This window comes from Alteromonas sp. W364 (assembly GCF_031846205.1).
Classification (GTDB): Bacteria; Pseudomonadota; Gammaproteobacteria; order Enterobacterales; family Alteromonadaceae; genus Glaciecola; species Glaciecola blandensis.
In genome coordinates this window covers 1-13,531 of sequence record NZ_JAVRID010000012.1, presented here as the reverse complement: position 1 = coordinate 13,531, position 13,531 = coordinate 1, and the positions used below count along the sequence as shown (strand labels likewise).

General features: G+C 39.7%; 26 protein-coding genes. 4 read left to right on the top strand and 22 right to left on the bottom strand.

Annotated features, from left to right (window positions below; all coding sequences use genetic code 11):
• Positions 1 to 28: 28 nt before the first annotated feature.
• From RM556_RS16190 to RM556_RS16140, 12 genes are all read right to left on the bottom strand, one after another.
• Complete coding sequence (locus RM556_RS16190; RefSeq protein WP_311362622.1) at positions 29 to 1,345, bottom strand: serine hydrolase; 1,317 nt, start codon at positions 1,343 to 1,345, stop codon at positions 29 to 31.
• Positions 1,346 to 1,417: 72 nt separating this feature from the next.
• Positions 1,418 to 1,822 (bottom strand): hypothetical protein, encoded by a 405-nt coding sequence (locus tag RM556_RS16185; protein ID WP_311375093.1) that lies wholly within the window; start codon positions 1,820 to 1,822, stop codon positions 1,418 to 1,420.
• Between the two features lie 101 nt (positions 1,823 to 1,923).
• Positions 1,924 to 2,094, bottom strand: coding sequence for a hypothetical protein (locus RM556_RS16180; RefSeq protein ID WP_311362624.1), 171 nt, complete (start codon positions 2,092 to 2,094; stop codon positions 1,924 to 1,926).
• A gap of 48 nt (positions 2,095 to 2,142) precedes the next feature.
• Positions 2,143 to 2,634 (bottom strand): GNAT family N-acetyltransferase, encoded by a 492-nt coding sequence (locus tag RM556_RS16175; protein ID WP_311375092.1) that lies wholly within the window; start codon positions 2,632 to 2,634, stop codon positions 2,143 to 2,145.
• A 108-nt stretch (positions 2,635 to 2,742) separates the two neighbouring features.
• A complete protein-coding gene (locus RM556_RS16170; protein ID WP_311362625.1) occupies positions 2,743 to 2,937 on the bottom strand; it encodes a DUF4177 domain-containing protein in 195 nt (64 codons plus the stop codon).
• A 128-nt stretch (positions 2,938 to 3,065) separates the two neighbouring features.
• Complete coding sequence (locus RM556_RS16165; protein WP_311375091.1) at positions 3,066 to 3,389, bottom strand: hypothetical protein; 324 nt, start codon at positions 3,387 to 3,389, stop codon at positions 3,066 to 3,068.
• 228 nt (positions 3,390 to 3,617) lie between these two features.
• A complete protein-coding gene (locus tag RM556_RS16160; protein ID WP_311375090.1) occupies positions 3,618 to 4,073 on the bottom strand; it encodes a hypothetical protein in 456 nt (151 codons plus the stop codon).
• A gap of 139 nt (positions 4,074 to 4,212) precedes the next feature.
• A complete protein-coding gene (locus tag RM556_RS16155; protein ID WP_311362628.1) occupies positions 4,213 to 4,719 on the bottom strand; it encodes a helix-turn-helix domain-containing protein in 507 nt (168 codons plus the stop codon).
• 103 nt (positions 4,720 to 4,822) lie between these two features.
• Positions 4,823 to 5,101 carry a hypothetical protein gene (locus RM556_RS16150; RefSeq protein WP_311362629.1) on the bottom strand — a complete coding sequence of 93 codons (279 nt, stop codon included), beginning with the start codon at positions 5,099 to 5,101 and terminating at the stop codon, positions 4,823 to 4,825.
• 431 nt (positions 5,102 to 5,532) lie between these two features.
• On the bottom strand, positions 5,533 to 6,042 hold the full coding sequence (locus tag RM556_RS16145) for a hypothetical protein (protein ID WP_311362630.1): 510 nt from the start codon (positions 6,040 to 6,042) through the stop codon (positions 5,533 to 5,535).
• A gap of 163 nt (positions 6,043 to 6,205) precedes the next feature.
• Entirely contained in the window at positions 6,206 to 6,496 is a 291-nt protein-coding gene (locus RM556_RS17360; RefSeq protein WP_409220102.1) for a type II toxin-antitoxin system RelE/ParE family toxin, read from the bottom strand.
• A gap of 5 nt (positions 6,497 to 6,501) precedes the next feature.
• A complete protein-coding gene (locus tag RM556_RS16140; RefSeq protein WP_311362631.1) occupies positions 6,502 to 6,714 on the bottom strand; it encodes an addiction module protein in 213 nt (70 codons plus the stop codon).
• Between the two features lie 412 nt (positions 6,715 to 7,126).
• Here RM556_RS16140 and RM556_RS16135 point away from each other — a divergent pair, with 412 nt between their 5' ends.
• Together RM556_RS16135 and RM556_RS16130 are read left to right on the top strand one after the other, a co-directional pair.
• Positions 7,127 to 7,321 carry a type II toxin-antitoxin system VapB family antitoxin gene (locus RM556_RS16135; protein WP_311362632.1) on the top strand — a complete coding sequence of 65 codons (195 nt, stop codon included), beginning with the start codon at positions 7,127 to 7,129 and terminating at the stop codon, positions 7,319 to 7,321.
• Positions 7,318 to 7,719 carry a PIN domain nuclease gene (locus RM556_RS16130; RefSeq protein ID WP_311362633.1) on the top strand — a complete coding sequence of 134 codons (402 nt, stop codon included), beginning with the start codon at positions 7,318 to 7,320 and terminating at the stop codon, positions 7,717 to 7,719. Before RM556_RS16135 ends, RM556_RS16130 begins: the two co-directional genes overlap by 4 nt.
• 306 nt (positions 7,720 to 8,025) lie before the next feature.
• Here the strand turns inward: RM556_RS16130 and RM556_RS16125 are convergent, their stop codons facing one another.
• The 4 genes from RM556_RS16125 to RM556_RS16110 all read right to left on the bottom strand — a co-directional run bounded on the left by RM556_RS16125 (position 8,026) and on the right by RM556_RS16110 (position 9,308).
• Positions 8,026 to 8,319: a HigA family addiction module antitoxin gene (locus RM556_RS16125; RefSeq protein ID WP_311362634.1), complete on the bottom strand. Its 294-nt coding sequence runs from the start codon at positions 8,317 to 8,319 to the stop codon at positions 8,026 to 8,028.
• The gene (locus RM556_RS16120; RefSeq protein WP_311362635.1) at positions 8,319 to 8,597 is read right to left on the bottom strand and encodes a type II toxin-antitoxin system RelE/ParE family toxin; all 279 of its coding nucleotides are present in this window, start codon (positions 8,595 to 8,597) and stop codon (positions 8,319 to 8,321) included. The genes RM556_RS16125 and RM556_RS16120 overlap by 1 nt, the downstream gene beginning before the upstream one ends.
• 119 nt (positions 8,598 to 8,716) lie before the next feature.
• Positions 8,717 to 9,004: a type II toxin-antitoxin system MqsA family antitoxin gene (locus tag RM556_RS16115; RefSeq protein ID WP_311362636.1), complete on the bottom strand. Its 288-nt coding sequence runs from the start codon at positions 9,002 to 9,004 to the stop codon at positions 8,717 to 8,719.
• On the bottom strand, positions 8,997 to 9,308 hold the full coding sequence (locus RM556_RS16110; protein WP_311375089.1) for a type II toxin-antitoxin system RelE/ParE family toxin: 312 nt from the start codon (positions 9,306 to 9,308) through the stop codon (positions 8,997 to 8,999). The genes RM556_RS16115 and RM556_RS16110 overlap by 8 nt, the downstream gene beginning before the upstream one ends.
• A gap of 430 nt (positions 9,309 to 9,738) precedes the next feature.
• On the opposite strand from RM556_RS16110, the gene RM556_RS16105 reads away from it, so the two are divergent.
• Both RM556_RS16105 and RM556_RS16100 read left to right on the top strand, forming a co-directional pair.
• A complete protein-coding gene (locus RM556_RS16105; protein ID WP_311362638.1) occupies positions 9,739 to 10,017 on the top strand; it encodes a type II toxin-antitoxin system RelB/DinJ family antitoxin in 279 nt (92 codons plus the stop codon).
• Positions 10,010 to 10,282, top strand: coding sequence for a type II toxin-antitoxin system YafQ family toxin (locus RM556_RS16100; RefSeq protein WP_311375088.1), 273 nt, complete (start codon positions 10,010 to 10,012; stop codon positions 10,280 to 10,282). Before RM556_RS16105 ends, RM556_RS16100 begins: the two co-directional genes overlap by 8 nt.
• A gap of 301 nt (positions 10,283 to 10,583) precedes the next feature.
• On the opposite strand, the gene RM556_RS16095 is transcribed toward RM556_RS16100, so the two are convergent.
• The 6 genes from RM556_RS16095 to RM556_RS16070 form a co-directional block, all read right to left on the bottom strand.
• The gene (locus tag RM556_RS16095) at positions 10,584 to 10,970 is read right to left on the bottom strand and encodes an Imm41 family immunity protein (RefSeq protein ID WP_311375087.1); all 387 of its coding nucleotides are present in this window, start codon (positions 10,968 to 10,970) and stop codon (positions 10,584 to 10,586) included.
• 336 nt (positions 10,971 to 11,306) lie between these two features.
• Positions 11,307 to 11,636, bottom strand: coding sequence for a hypothetical protein (locus RM556_RS16090; RefSeq protein ID WP_311375086.1), 330 nt, complete (start codon positions 11,634 to 11,636; stop codon positions 11,307 to 11,309).
• Positions 11,637 to 11,944: 308 nt separating this feature from the next.
• Positions 11,945 to 12,322 (bottom strand): hypothetical protein, encoded by a 378-nt coding sequence (locus RM556_RS16085; RefSeq protein WP_311375085.1) that lies wholly within the window; start codon positions 12,320 to 12,322, stop codon positions 11,945 to 11,947.
• A complete protein-coding gene (locus RM556_RS16080; protein WP_311375084.1) occupies positions 12,319 to 12,450 on the bottom strand; it encodes a hypothetical protein in 132 nt (43 codons plus the stop codon). Before RM556_RS16080 ends, RM556_RS16085 begins: the two co-directional genes overlap by 4 nt.
• A gap of 184 nt (positions 12,451 to 12,634) precedes the next feature.
• Complete coding sequence (locus RM556_RS16075) at positions 12,635 to 12,907, bottom strand: hypothetical protein (RefSeq protein WP_311375083.1); 273 nt, start codon at positions 12,905 to 12,907, stop codon at positions 12,635 to 12,637.
• Positions 12,908 to 13,223: 316 nt separating this feature from the next.
• A partial coding sequence (locus tag RM556_RS16070; RefSeq protein ID WP_311375082.1) for a hypothetical protein occupies positions 13,224 to 13,531 on the bottom strand: 308 nt, incomplete at its 5' end.

Sequence of the window (13,531 nt, the reverse complement as noted above, 5' to 3'; positions counted from 1 at the left end):
CTATTTAGTTAAAATAGTCGCTTGATAGTCAATTTTTAACTTTTTTGTTTTTTAGATACTCAGCAACAACCTGATACGCAGGCAATGATGTTGGATCAATCTTTGAGTTTTTGGCTGTCGGGAAAGAAGAAAACCTAACAATAACCATATCTGCAGCTGGATCTATATAGATAGTTTGACCATGGACGCCACGTGCCGCGTACGCGCCATGCTCGTTATGAAAAACCCACCACATGCTTTTATAGCTACCACCAGGGAGTGTATTGTATCCAGCTTTTGCAAAAGCAGTTTTATCTCCGCCTGCAATGATACTTTCAACGACCGTCTCAGGGAAAAGCGAACGACCGTTTAACTTGCCACGGTTTAACATTAAGGATCCAATGCGCCCGAGATCTCTCAAACTTGCACTAAGCCCACCACCAGCAAACGGCATTCCTTTGGCATCAACAGTCATGTAACCGTCTTGTTCCGCGCCTATTTTGCTCCAGATACGTTCTGAAAAAAGTTGCGCAACATCTTTTCCAGTAACACGAGCAATGATCCAACCCAGAGCATCGGTATTAATTGTTTTATATCCAAACGCTTCGCCATGAGAGCCCTCTTTTTTCACAGTTTGTAAATACTCAATATAACCATTCGGCCCTCTGTAATCCGCAGGTTTCGGTAGGGGACTTGCTGCCTTTGAGTATAGCCAGATATCAGCCTGTGGGTCTGAGTAGTCTTCGCTGTAATCCAATGCGCTTGTCATATCCATGATTTGTCGAACTGTCGCACTCCCAAACCCGCTGTCGCTTAACTCAGGAATGATCGAAGAAGCCGTCGCACCTTCATCAAGCTTACCTTCTGCAACGAGGATTTCTGCAATTAAACCGGTGAGCGATTTAGTCATCGACATAGCGGCGTGTTTGCCATTCTCCTCTAAACAACCAAAGTACTTTTCATATACTATTTGGCCCTTATGTAAAATAAGAATTCCATCAGTATAATTTGCTAGGAGTGATTCATTCCATGTCATTTCGTGCTCACTTCCAAGGGGTTTGAACGTCAATGAATCGATATTTTTATCTATATCGTAATTGAGAGAGGATGGCGCACCAATCCCTCGACTTACCTGCTTTGTAGGCATCAACTGTCGAATATGACAAACAGTCCATCGTAATTTGGGAAAGCTAAAAAAATCTGACTCTGGTTGCATAATGAGTTTATTTGACGACGGAGGAAAACCAACCATCCAATCCATTTTCTTTGGATCTGACTCGGTAGCACTTAAGCCCGAAAAGGCGCGATCACTAGCGCCACTAAAGTGACTAAACATTAATATAATTAATACAAGTGTGACTTTCATTGTTATGACTCCCAAACATTCACTAAATCGATCGACTAATGTCTCAGCGAAAAAACAGACCCATTTTTTATTTTAATTACGCGGCATATTGCTTAATGAGTATATCGACAAAAACACCAACGCTGTCGAAATACCATAACTCAAAGCTAATATATCCCAATACCCGCTGCCAAGCATAAACAGCCCGGGTGCAATAGCGAGAGCTAGGGCGAGACCTTGCTGAGTCTTTTTTTGTTTCTTAAGCACAAAAACAACCGGACTGATTACAATCATGCTATACGTCAGCCCGCCAAAAAATAAGAAGCTGCTGACACTTAATGCATTGTCCGCAATCGAACTCATCCCTTCAGCAGCGTCACTTTGTTTTTGCCAAAAAACCAAGAACGCAACAATAAAGGAAGTAATCGCGCCCGCGACATTGCTCAGCACAATGGCCTGCAAATACCCAAATACACCGCTAAATTTAGGTTTATTCATTTTCTTATCTGCCTTATTCCAATATAGCCGTTTGGCATTCCCCAATGCATGCTTGAACTATACGGTGATATTAGCTGTTTGGCATTGCTTATCTGACGGTTTTAATTGAACGATATGTCAATTTTGGTTTCTGACTGTGAAGCTAACTCCAACACTTCATCGTAAGTTAAACCATCTAACTTTTTGCTTAAAATATCATAGTTCATGCTTTGCAATTCAGGGTTCAATACAACTGCTAAGGCTGTGTCTACGTCTGATAACTGTATCTGCATAAGTGAACCGATAAACATAAGCGAGTTTAAGAGAGCCCGACTCAATCGTTAAATAGCTAACTTAGCAAATATATGATTGTCGAAAAACACTCCGTTCTTAAATATCGCTTTCTTTAATACTGCCTCTTGGCTAAACCCTGATTTTAACAATAACGCCATTGATGGCTTATTGTCAGAGAATACTGCGGCAAACAAACGCACGATATCTGTATTTGAAAAAACAAACTCTGTCATTTGCTGAATGGCCGAGCGTGTTATTCCTTTACGCCAATATTCTTGAGCCAACCAGTAACCAATTTCTCCTGACTTTTCATATTCAAAATCCCCGCGGCTTACACCTATACAACCAACTAAAATACCGTCGAATGAAATGGCTTTAACTAAATCACCTTTGCTGCCTTCATTTATCCACCAATCAGCATCTTCAGGCGTATAAGGGGAGGGTATTTTTGTTGACAGAAACTCGGTGACAGACTCGTTATTAAGAATACTTGTGAGCCTATCTTTATCGTCTTCGGTAAAGTTTCGAAGTGACACCATATATCTTCCTTGATTTAAAATAGCCTGCGCCATAAGAAATATGCGTCATATGCAAGCTAGGGCGATGCGAACAACTGTTAATAGCAGCGGTTTTTAGTGAATCTGAACTTATAGCTCTTTCTTCATGATGCCAGCGAACTCAAGGCCACCTTCCAACTCACGAAAATCTACATTGACCAGTTCCCAACCCTCATTTCCGAGAAGATTCAAGTACTCTTCGACATCACTACGTTGTCTGCCTTTGAATAGACCCGCAGATTCAACATCTCGTGTATCGACAACTTTGTATTGATACTTTTTCATAATTTTTCCTTTTGAGAATCACTTGGATAAAACAGTACCCGTTTATTGCGGGTACTGCAAATGATGGCTGGGAGCGGAGGGTAAATTCAGCTCGCGAACTCGAAAGTCACTCATCAGCATCATAAAAATTACATGTCTTTAGTTCGCATTAGCTCTGTTATTTTCTGTTTGATGATTTGTTGTTCAACCCTTTTTTGAATTAAACCTAAGACGACATAAACCAAGCCGTAAACAACACCAAGTACAATCGGAAAGTCGATGTTTGTAAACTCTTCTGAAAATGACGCAACAATAAAAGCAATAACTATCGCAACCAATGTGCAAGCGGAACCTACCAAGCGCATACTCAACTTCGCTTGTTCTTTTGCCTTATCTATTAACCCAAACGTTTTTGCGGTTGGTTCATTTATCAATTCCGGAAACTGTTCTAATATCCATTCTGTATATCGCATCTTTGCTACTCCGTTGGATCTAATGCTTATTGCGTTTGTAATACTCGATTGTGTTATCAATGGAGGGCGATTAATCGTTTGTTATTTGCCTTGAATTTATGGCGCTTTTGATAACACATTCCATGTTTCCTTGCGGTAACCATCTAGGTAAAACAATACCCGTTTGAAACTGAGACTACAATTGATGTTGAGCAGCTCGGAATAAGCAGCCGATGCTCGCGCATCCGTTCAGCTTTTATTAGACCCCGCGCCTAGCGCTCCTATTTTCTTTCGGTAAAGATTTATACGCGCTTCCAATGCATTGCAGTATATCTGTGATGCGTGCTCAATATCCCCTTGGGCTCTTTGGTAATAAGCTACTCGTAGCTTATTACTTGTATGCTCCAAAACACCTGGTACAGAGTAGTCTTCTCCTAAAAAATCAACACCCTCCTTACAAACAGTAAGCGCTTCAGGCCATCTTGAAATGGAAATAAAATTAACACCCTCCTCATATCTATCTTGGATAAGTTCTATATCAATAGACTGAGTCAAACGTTCGAATTCAGCCATTTCCTGAAACTCTTCTCCCGAATAGCTTTTAGTGGTTAATTCCGACTGAGTATTTAGCAAGGTAAGTAGAAGTGAAGCGAAAATTAAACACAATAAAATCGCACCGAACATAAGGTGGCTTTTTAAATACATCCTTAACGGCCCATATAAAGCGTAAAAACTAAAGTTGAAAAAAGTCTCATCAACACAAACCTAACACTTTAAGAAAGTGGTTTGATTGTACTTTTTCGGCAAACCTATCTTCATGTTATCGTTGTGGACCTTTGACTGTTTAGCGCTCAGAGTTTGACCTGCTATTCTCGCTTTGTTGATTTAATAATTGGGATATTTTTTCTTTTTCCCATTTTTCACCAAATGGCTGAAATACGATAAATGCGTAGCCAGCAATGATGGCAAAAAAGGATAGAAATACGACAATCAACGGTCCTAAATTCTCTCCTCCGTTGTAGTTGGGCAACATTAAAAGAAGAAATATCCCAACTAGAAATGCAGAAAGTGCATAAAAATATTTGATAGATTTCACTCTCTCTCGAGCTTCACGTTGTTGAGATTGGTCTATGGAAGTGACCTCGTTTTCTTTTATCGGTGTTTGCTTACCACGAGCTATTGCATCTATCAGCTCATCTGTTGAAATTTCAAAAACTGACGCTAAAGATTTCAGAGTTTCTATCCCAACGCTTTCCCCTTTTTCTACCCTTTGGATAGTTCTTACATTTAAATCACTTAACTGCGCCAACTCTTCTTGGGACCATCTTTTTTCTAGTCTCAGTAATTTCATAGATATCGCCTTGCCTTATAGATTGCTACTAACTATATACCACTGGCTTCCTGTCGGTAATGACAAACAGACGACAAAAAGCCGACAGGCATTAAGTTTGCACTTATAAATCACTCTCTTTAGTCTGAATCGAATTTGTGACCTTTAATCTAAAAGTCTCTTCTAATGATACTAATATAGCCAAAAAGCCAGACAGTAATAGACCCAAGATTGCGTAAGGCAGCATGAGCGCACCAGTAACAGGAATCAAACCAACATTAGCAAATACCACTATCACTAGCGATATGGCCAGTATAATGTAGCTTATCACTGTAACTACTTTGATCACGTTGACTAGAGAGCTCAAATTTTTGGATTTAAGATCCTTATAAGGCATTTCCATATCTTTTCTTTTTCCTTTTATTTTAAGACTTGCTGCTAAGACAATAGATAGCAGTCATTACATTTTTCATCCATATAAGCGACACGATACTTATAGACACCATCGCCATGATTGAGTCAGTGAGTGAGTAGTATATTGTGTAGCGAAGCGAAACCGAACAATCTTAGAAAAGCCCGATTTTAATCGCTTGTTATGTTTACACACTACCAATGGTAATTATTGCGCTCCTGCAGACATACCAACAATTTTGTGGCATTCAGGGCAACAAAATACCCTATTTACACTAAACCAACCACGATTAACCTCCACGAGTTTATCCAACTCTTTTTCACAGTGTGGACATATAGGTTTAATTTTTTCTTTAACTATCTCGACCATTAAAAACTCCACTTATTAGGGAAATAAACATTTACTAAATTGAGCGATAAATATTAGCTCTCGACACCATATCTGCTACCAATTTTCCATCCAAACCAGCCACCAATAATATAGTAAATTGGCAAACCCATGAAAGCGATGCCTAACCCAATATTTGTGCCTTCACCTCCACTGCCAATATGAGGTACAACATAAATACTGCCGTACACTATTGCTGTGACTAAAACACAAGCGACAGACGCACCTATCATATTGCTGTTAACTGCACCTGACTTTTTTATCAAACCATATAACCCAATCAATACAAAAGGCAATCCAGGCAGCAATCCCCAGTATAGAATCGAATTTTTACCACCATCAAGTGCATAAACTAACGCTGATAAACACAGTCCTAAAACGATGATAATACTGCGAGTAAAAAACCTACTCATACCTAAAACACCCCAAAGAAAGAGCAGCATTGCATGCAGCCGCACGTAATGATGTCCCAGCAACCGAAGGGAGTGAGTTGATGCGATTGTTATGTTGCTTGGATTTATTGAGGTTTTGATAAAACATTCCATGTTTCCTTGAGATAACCATTTAAGTAAAACAATACTCGTTTGGCGTTGATACAGCAACTGATGGTTAGTAGCGTGGACCAAACAACCAATGCTCGCGAACCTGAAAATACCTTATTAAAAACAGATGAGGGTGACTCTTGAAAGAACGAGCCAAATAAGAATGTTAATTTTTGGCTCTGTTTATCCAATAATTGGGTTCTTGATGATTGCAAGCTATTGCAATAACCAAAATCAAATCTACTCTAATTTGATAAATCACTGAATAGGGAAAACGATTGAGTAAGCAGCGATGCATTCGCTGTCCGAATTTCTGCCAAGCTTCAGGGTTATGTTGAATTCGACTCAAAGTGGATTTTATCTCGGCAATAAACCGACTGCCCAAACCCTTTTGAATGTCTTCATAATATTCGAAAGCATCATCTAGTTCAGCTTCTGCAAGGTCTAAAAAATCTATTTTTATTAGTACTTTGCAAAAACATCTACCGCCGATTTTGATCCGACCCGCTTATCATCATAAGCGCTTATTCTATCTTCAGACTCTGCGGACCAAATTGCGTTTATTCTTTCATTTGGTGCATCTAAACTTTCTAGTAACTTCTCAACTAGAGCGACTCTCTCGTTCGTTGATAATGAGAGTGCACCATCAACCAAATCTTCAACTGCATTAGACATAGCAAATCTCCTGTAATGTGTTAAGAATACCATTGAACCGCAAAAATTGTATACATCAATGCATAACGGGCAGCATTGAGTGCAGCCGCATGTAATGATGTCCCAGCGACCGCAGGGAGTGCGTTTATGAGTTTGTTATGTTGTTTCGATTTGATGTGGTTTTGATAAAACATTCCCTGTTTCCTTAAGATAACCATGTAGGTAAAACAATACTCGTTTGAAACTAATACAGCAACTGATGGTTGGCAGCGTGAACCAAACAACAAATGCTCGCGAACCCGAAAAGAACTTATTAACAACAGATAAGAGTGACTCTTGAAAGAAAGAGCTTTCAATAATGCAAAATATGATTGTATTTATATAACAAGATGTTAATGTGTATAAAATCAAAATATATACACACTGGTGACATATGAGAACAAACATAGTTATTGATGATGAACTTATGGCTGATGCTTTAAGAGCTTCCGGATTACAAACGAAAAGGGAGGCGGTGGAAGAGGGATTAAAAGCTCTCATTCGGTTAAAGAAGCAAACTAATATTAAAAACCTTCGTGGTAAACTTCATTGGGACGGGGACCTTGAAGAGATGAGAGCATCTAAATGATTCTAGTCGACACAAGCGTCTGGATTGACTATTTCAAAGGTATTGAAACTCAAGAAACAAACTTTTTGGACCTTGCGTTAAGTCATGAGGATGTAGCTATTGGTGACTTGATACTACTTGAAATTCTCCAAGGATTCCGAAGCGATAAAGATTATCAGATAGCAAAACAAAGCCTCGCTGCTCTATATCAATTCAATATGCTTACTACTGACCTTGCAATAAAAGCAGCCGAAAATTATCGAATTTTGCGTAAGCAGGGCATTACTATTCGAAAATCAGCAGATGTAATTATCGCTACTTTTTGCATTGAGAAAAACATCCCACTGCTTTTTACAGATCGCGACTTCCTTCCGTTCACTCAGCACATGAAGCTTCAGACTGCATGCATTCAGACATAACACCCCGCATAAGGGGCAGCATTGCGTGCAGCCGCACGTCATGTTGCCCCAGCGACCGAAGGGAGGGCGTTTATGCGATTGTTATGTTGTTTCGGTTTGGTGCGGTTTTGATAAAACATTCCATGTTTCCTTGCGTTAACCATTTAGGTAAAAAAATACTCGTTTGGCGCAGATACAGCAACTGATGGTTAGTAGCGTGAACCAAACATTATGCGCTCGCGAACCCGAAATTAACTCATTAAAAACAGATGAGAGGGACTCTTGAAAGAACCAGTTTACTTCTAACTCAATACTGCAAAAGCACTCTTATGCTGCGTTTAAATCTAATCGTTGCACTTTCGCCAAGTCTAGGCTTTGCTTAGCTTGCCATAATTCGTAATTATCTTGCATACTGAGCCAGCTTTCGGGTGTTCTGCCAAGAGTTTTTGACAACCTTAGCGCCATTTCTGGGCTTATAGCGCTTTTACCTTTTACTACTCGACTTAGCGTTGATGCGGCTACACCTAAGTGAGATGCTAAAGTTCTACAGCTTACACCGTAAGGCTCCAGATAGACTGACTCGATAAATTCACCTGGGTGCGGTGGGTTATGCATATTCATTAGTGATAATCCTCATAATTTAGAATGTAAGCATTACCATCCTTGAACTCGAATGTTACTCTCCAATTTCCATTTACGGATATAGACCAGATATTCGATCGCTCACCTTTTAGCTTGTGTAAGGAAAAGCCCGGAATATTAATATCCTCTATTTCATGCGCGGTATTTATAGCCGCGAGCTGCATGCGAAGTTTTTTTGCATGCTGAGTTTTAATGCCAGAAGTTTTACCTTTTTCGTAAAACACCTTAAGGCCTTTATGCTTGAACGATTTGATCATGAAATGAGTGTAGCGCGGTGCGCATCACAAAACAAGAGAAACATAACACCTACTATAAGCGGCAGGCCAGTGCTCTTCTGGCATGTCCGTCTTCATAGTTTTGTTATTTGCCCCTACATCTATCTTAATTCACTAAATACTTCAGGATGTTGCTCAGCAATTCTCAATAAAGCTATTGCTGGCCCTTGAGGATTTCTTCGCCCTTGCTCCCAATCCTGCAAGGTTCTTGTACTTACGCCTAGTAATCCAGCAAACATAACTTGAGACATTTTTAGTTTTGAACGAATTACTTGTGGCGCGGAAGGCTCACTAAGTTCTGTTGTTCTGAGGGAGGCCTTTCCCTTTTTGTATTCCTTAATCTCATTTATACCAGCTAATATTTCGGCACCAATATCTCGATTACTCATTGTCGATTGCCTCCGCTATTTGTTTCAGTATATGGCCTGCAATAGTTGAGCGTTCCGATTTACTATACAAAGTAAGCATCCAAATTTCATGTTCTGCTTTCTTCCAATAGTAAATAGCGCGTATGCCGCCACTTTTACCTTTTCCTGAAGAAGCCCACCTCACTTTTCTAACACCGCCCGAACCTCTGACAATATCGCCTGCATCTGGTTTCTGTAGCAGGTAGGATTGCAGTGCTCTGTACTCATCATCAGATAAGTATTCGGAGAGTATTTTAGTAAAGAGACTTGTTTCAATAAAAACCATATTACAATAATACGGCAATGCCGTACCTTGTCAACTGATATTCGAAGGCAAATAACGCCCCGCATAGAGGGCAAGTTTATGGGTGCAGCTTTTGAGCGAAGCGAAATGCGCCCGTAAGCTTGTCCCAGCGACCGAAGGGAGTGAACTGATGCGTTTGTTAGCACCGGTTGATTTAACTCGGTTTTGATTAAACATTTAATGCCTCCTTGCGTTAACCATTCAGTTTGAATCGTACTCGTTTTACGGTTAGACAACAACTGATGTTCGATGGCGAAGACCAAACAGCGAATGCTCGCGAACCCGTAATAGAATTTCTGACAAATAGATGAGAGTAACTCTTGAAAGAATGAGCTTATACCTAAATCAAAACTGTAGAAAAACGAAGCATATTAGAATACAATGTATGACAATGTAATACATGAGGTGATTTATGAAAACAGAAATGTTAAGCACTCGAATAGACCACGATACAAAGGTTGCGTTTACTTATATCTGCGACGAAGTTGGTTTAAGTCCATCACAAGCAATTAAGCTTTTTGCTAAAGCTGTTATCAATCATGGCGGTATACCTTTTGATTTAAAAGCAAAACGCCCTAATGAAGATACACTAGCGGCAATCCTTCAGCTAGAGAGTGGTTTAGGAAACAAAGCTGATGATGCAAATGAGCTCCTCTCTCACTTGAGCGAGGGTAAGCTAGACAATGTTTAGCCTTGAATACTCGAACCAATTCAAGAAAGATTTTAAGAAAATAACTAAATTATCAATACCCGATATTATTGAAGTTGGTAACGTAATTTCGACTTTGCAAAAAGGTGAGCACCTTGCTCCAAAATACTCAGACCATTCACTTTCAGGCAATTGGTCCGAATATCGAGACTGTCATATAATGCCTGATTTGGTTTTAATTTATAAAGTTGATTCCAACATATTAAAGCTAGCAAGAATTGGCTCTCATAGCGATCTATTTACCTAGCACGCTAACACCCCGTATAACGGGCAGCATTGCGTGCAGCCGCACGTAATGATGTCCCAGCGACCGAAGGGAGTGCGTTTATGCGATTGTTATGTTGCTTAGATTTATTGCGGTTTTGATAAAACATTCCATGTTTCCTTGCGTTAACCATTTAGGTAAAACAATACTCGTTTGACGTTGATACAGCAACTGAAGGTTAGTAGCGTGGACCAAACAACTGATGCTCGCGAACCCGAAAACAACTCATTAAAAACAGAAGAGAGTGACTCTTGAAAGAACGAGCTTGCGCCATAGTCGTTTGTTAGGCATTTTTTACTAATGGATTAACCAAGTCAAACGAGGTTTCAGGTAAAACCTCTCCTGATATAGCACCCAAAATAGCCAATTCGAACCGCTCTTTGTATTCGTAGAGTTTTTCAGTATTAATATTATTAATTTCGTAAACATCATTTTTTGTAAAGTGAGCGGAAATTAAATTAAGAACTTTTTGTTGAAGATATAAAAGCATATAAGCCAAATTTTGTTCGACGGGTAAACTGACTTTCTGGAGCTTGGCAATATTTAATAACTCTAAATGAAGTGCCCAAAATGATTTTGAATCCCACTCACCGTACTCAGCAAGTCGCTCATAAAATGATCCTTCCCAATTTGAATTGCTCGGAATGTTTCTTTCTAGTTCAGAGTGCATTAATTCTTCCTGAAATACCTAAAACATAACACCCCGCATAACGGGCAGCATTGCGTGCAGCCGCACGTAATGGTGTCCCAGCGACCGAAGGGAGTGAGTTGATGCGATTGTTATGTCGCTTGAAATTATTGTGGTTTTGATAAAACATTCCATGTTTCCTTGCGTTAACCATTTAGGTAAAACGATACTCGTTTGACGCTGATACAGCAACTGAAGGTTGGTAGCGTGAACCAAACATTATGCGCTCGCGAACCCGAAAATAGCGATTTAAAAACAGGTGAGAGTGACTCTTGAAAGGGAGAGCCACCACCAGACGCAAATAGACTTGGCACTTGTTTAATTTAGCTTAACGTAACGTTTATTTATTATCATTATTGCGATAACCGCTGGCAAAATACTTGCTGGCATCGCAAAAAACATGACTTTCAGTGGAAATATATCAAACAAGTAAGAGAAACAAATAGCAACACATAAGAAACCGGTAACTAACCTAGCTAAACCCATATGAAAAACGACTTTCTCAAAGTCTATATAGCCTTCAGGGTTTTTTAATCCCGCTAGCTCAATGCACTTTTTTGCAACAATTAAGTAGCCCTGGTAAAGAATCACTGTTGAGAACATTAGACCTAAAAGAATAAAAATATTGATACCCGACTCATCGATCATATTGACACTCCATAACACCCCGCATAACGGGCAGCATTGCGTGCAGCCGCACGTAATGGTGTCCCAGCGACCGAAGGGAGGGCGTTTATGCGATTGTTATGTTGTTTCGGTTTGGTGCGATTTTGATAAAACATTCCATGTCTCCTTGCGATAACCATTTAGGTAAAACATTACTCGTTTGACGCTGATACAGCAACTGAGAGTTAGTAGCGTAGACCAAACAGCTTATGCCCGCGCACCCGAAAAGAACTCATTAAAAACACATGAGAGTAACTCTTGAAAGAAAGAGCTTCCAACAATTGTTAGTTTCATTTTACTAACCAAACTATGCTAACATTCTCCGAATCCTTTTTTAATATATCTGTAATTTCTATCACTTTGCCACTATCAAAATCTGCGGGCGCAGAAATGGAAACACTCATAAGCTCACAACCCTCATGGTCTGCAGCCAGGTGAGACCCAAGCTCCTCTGCACTTATATACTGCGAGTTAAAATTGATTAGCCCACTTTTCTCTATGGAAACATGATGTATCCCGCAATCATCGAAGATACAAATAATAGAAGGGGTTTTCGATGGACGCAGAACATCAATACCTTTATCGTTGGGAGCAAATGACTGATAGGCAAAAAACATAATAAGACCTAAGAGTACAGATATAAACGCATAGGAAGTGTAATTATTCATGACACATAACACCCCGCATAACGGGCATCATTGCGTGCAACCGCACGTAATGATGTCCCAGCGACCGAAGGGAGTGCGTTTATGCGATTGTTATGTTGTTTTGGTTTGGTGCGGTTTTGATAAAACATTCCATGTTTCCTTACGATAACCATTTAGGTAAAACAATACTCGTTTGACGTTGATACAGCAACTAATGGTTAGTAGCGTGGACCAAACAGCGAATGCTCGCGAACCCGAAATTAACTTATTAAAAACAGCTGAAGGTGACTCTTGAAAGAACGAGCTTGCGCCATAGTCTTTTGTTATGTGGTATTAGTCACCACTACCTCCGTCCCCTGCGGAGTCATAACTCCCAGTTTTATGCGCTCCACCACCAAAGGCCTTTGCCTCTTTGTACTGCGCATCGTGACTTCTATTTATTTGCCAGAAAATGAGAGCCCCTATAATGGGAATAAGCCATGTAAAGAAGGTTTGAGCACATTTTTGAAAATTATCTAGGTCATCTCTTTTAAAGAGAAAAACGGAAACTGATATGTTCAAAAACAAATAAATTGAGAGAATCAGATACCAATAAAAATCTTCCATGTTTAAATCTCCTTTGACACATAACACCCCGCATAACGGGCAGCATTTCGTGCAGCCGCACGTAATGATGTCCCAGCGACCGAAGGGAGTGCGTTTATGCGATTGTTAGGACAGGTTGATTTAACTTGGCTTTGATAAAACATTTAATGCCTCCTTGCGTTAACCATTTAGGTAAAACAATACTCGTTTGGCGCTAATACAGCAAACATTGGTTGGTAGCGTGGACCAAACAACGAATGCTCGCGAACCCGAAATTAACTCACTAAAAACAGATGAGAGAGACTCTTGAAAGAACGAGCAATATATAAGTTTAAAATCATCGCTGATTTAATCTGAACATCCTTAATACAATATATCCCAGAAGAGAATGGGCAACAGACCAGAAGAGAATAATAAAACTCCAACCTAATAAATTAATCGGGGCCATGAAGGTGTCTTCAGTAATCACTCCAAATACTGCTAAACCTAGATCCGAAGCGATTTGTAATACAAAAAATATAGAATAATAAATAATAGTTGCCGTAGTCTTATTTTCAATTAGCAAACTCGGCAGTATGGCGACAAGCAAATGAATCGAAACTAAACTTATAACAATCTTCAAATAAGGCTTCATGAGTACAAAAC

Excerpts from the sequence above, each read along its gene's own strand:
- RM556_RS16190 (WP_311362622.1), bottom strand. The coding sequence starts at position 1,345 with ATGAAAGTCACACTTGTATTAATTATATTAATGTTTAGTCACTTTAGT.
- RM556_RS16185 (WP_311375093.1), bottom strand. The coding sequence starts at position 1,822 with ATGAATAAACCTAAATTTAGCGGTGTATTTGGGTATTTGCAGGCCATT.
- RM556_RS16180 (WP_311362624.1), bottom strand. The coding sequence starts at position 2,094 with ATGCAGATACAGTTATCAGACGTAGACACAGCCTTAGCAGTTGTATTG.
- RM556_RS16175 (WP_311375092.1), bottom strand. The coding sequence starts at position 2,634 with ATGGTGTCACTTCGAAACTTTACCGAAGACGATAAAGATAGGCTCACA.
- RM556_RS16170 (WP_311362625.1), bottom strand. The coding sequence starts at position 2,937 with ATGAAAAAGTATCAATACAAAGTTGTCGATACACGAGATGTTGAATCT.
- RM556_RS16165 (WP_311375091.1), bottom strand. The coding sequence starts at position 3,389 with ATGCGATATACAGAATGGATATTAGAACAGTTTCCGGAATTGATAAAT.
- RM556_RS16160 (WP_311375090.1), bottom strand. The coding sequence starts at position 4,073 with ATGTATTTAAAAAGCCACCTTATGTTCGGTGCGATTTTATTGTGTTTA.
- RM556_RS16155 (WP_311362628.1), bottom strand. The coding sequence starts at position 4,719 with ATGAAATTACTGAGACTAGAAAAAAGATGGTCCCAAGAAGAGTTGGCG.
- RM556_RS16150 (WP_311362629.1), bottom strand. The coding sequence starts at position 5,101 with ATGGAAATGCCTTATAAGGATCTTAAATCCAAAAATTTGAGCTCTCTA.
- RM556_RS16145 (WP_311362630.1), bottom strand. The coding sequence starts at position 6,042 with ATGGAATGTTTTATCAAAACCTCAATAAATCCAAGCAACATAACAATC.
- RM556_RS16140 (WP_311362631.1), bottom strand. The coding sequence starts at position 6,714 with ATGTCTAATGCAGTTGAAGATTTGGTTGATGGTGCACTCTCATTATCA.
- RM556_RS16135 (WP_311362632.1), top strand. The coding sequence starts at position 7,127 with ATGAGAACAAACATAGTTATTGATGATGAACTTATGGCTGATGCTTTA.
- RM556_RS16130 (WP_311362633.1), top strand. The coding sequence starts at position 7,318 with ATGATTCTAGTCGACACAAGCGTCTGGATTGACTATTTCAAAGGTATT.
- RM556_RS16125 (WP_311362634.1), bottom strand. The coding sequence starts at position 8,319 with ATGAATATGCATAACCCACCGCACCCAGGTGAATTTATCGAGTCAGTC.
- RM556_RS16120 (WP_311362635.1), bottom strand. The coding sequence starts at position 8,597 with ATGATCAAATCGTTCAAGCATAAAGGCCTTAAGGTGTTTTACGAAAAA.
- RM556_RS16115 (WP_311362636.1), bottom strand. The coding sequence starts at position 9,004 with ATGAGTAATCGAGATATTGGTGCCGAAATATTAGCTGGTATAAATGAG.
- RM556_RS16110 (WP_311375089.1), bottom strand. The coding sequence starts at position 9,308 with ATGGTTTTTATTGAAACAAGTCTCTTTACTAAAATACTCTCCGAATAC.
- RM556_RS16105 (WP_311362638.1), top strand. The coding sequence starts at position 9,739 with ATGAAAACAGAAATGTTAAGCACTCGAATAGACCACGATACAAAGGTT.
- RM556_RS16100 (WP_311375088.1), top strand. The coding sequence starts at position 10,010 with ATGTTTAGCCTTGAATACTCGAACCAATTCAAGAAAGATTTTAAGAAA.
- RM556_RS16095 (WP_311375087.1), bottom strand. The coding sequence starts at position 10,970 with ATGCACTCTGAACTAGAAAGAAACATTCCGAGCAATTCAAATTGGGAA.
- RM556_RS16090 (WP_311375086.1), bottom strand. The coding sequence starts at position 11,636 with ATGATCGATGAGTCGGGTATCAATATTTTTATTCTTTTAGGTCTAATG.
- RM556_RS16085 (WP_311375085.1), bottom strand. The coding sequence starts at position 12,322 with ATGAATAATTACACTTCCTATGCGTTTATATCTGTACTCTTAGGTCTT.
- RM556_RS16080 (WP_311375084.1), bottom strand. The coding sequence starts at position 12,450 with ATGTTTTATCAAAACCGCACCAAACCAAAACAACATAACAATCGCATA.
- RM556_RS16075 (WP_311375083.1), bottom strand. The coding sequence starts at position 12,907 with ATGGAAGATTTTTATTGGTATCTGATTCTCTCAATTTATTTGTTTTTG.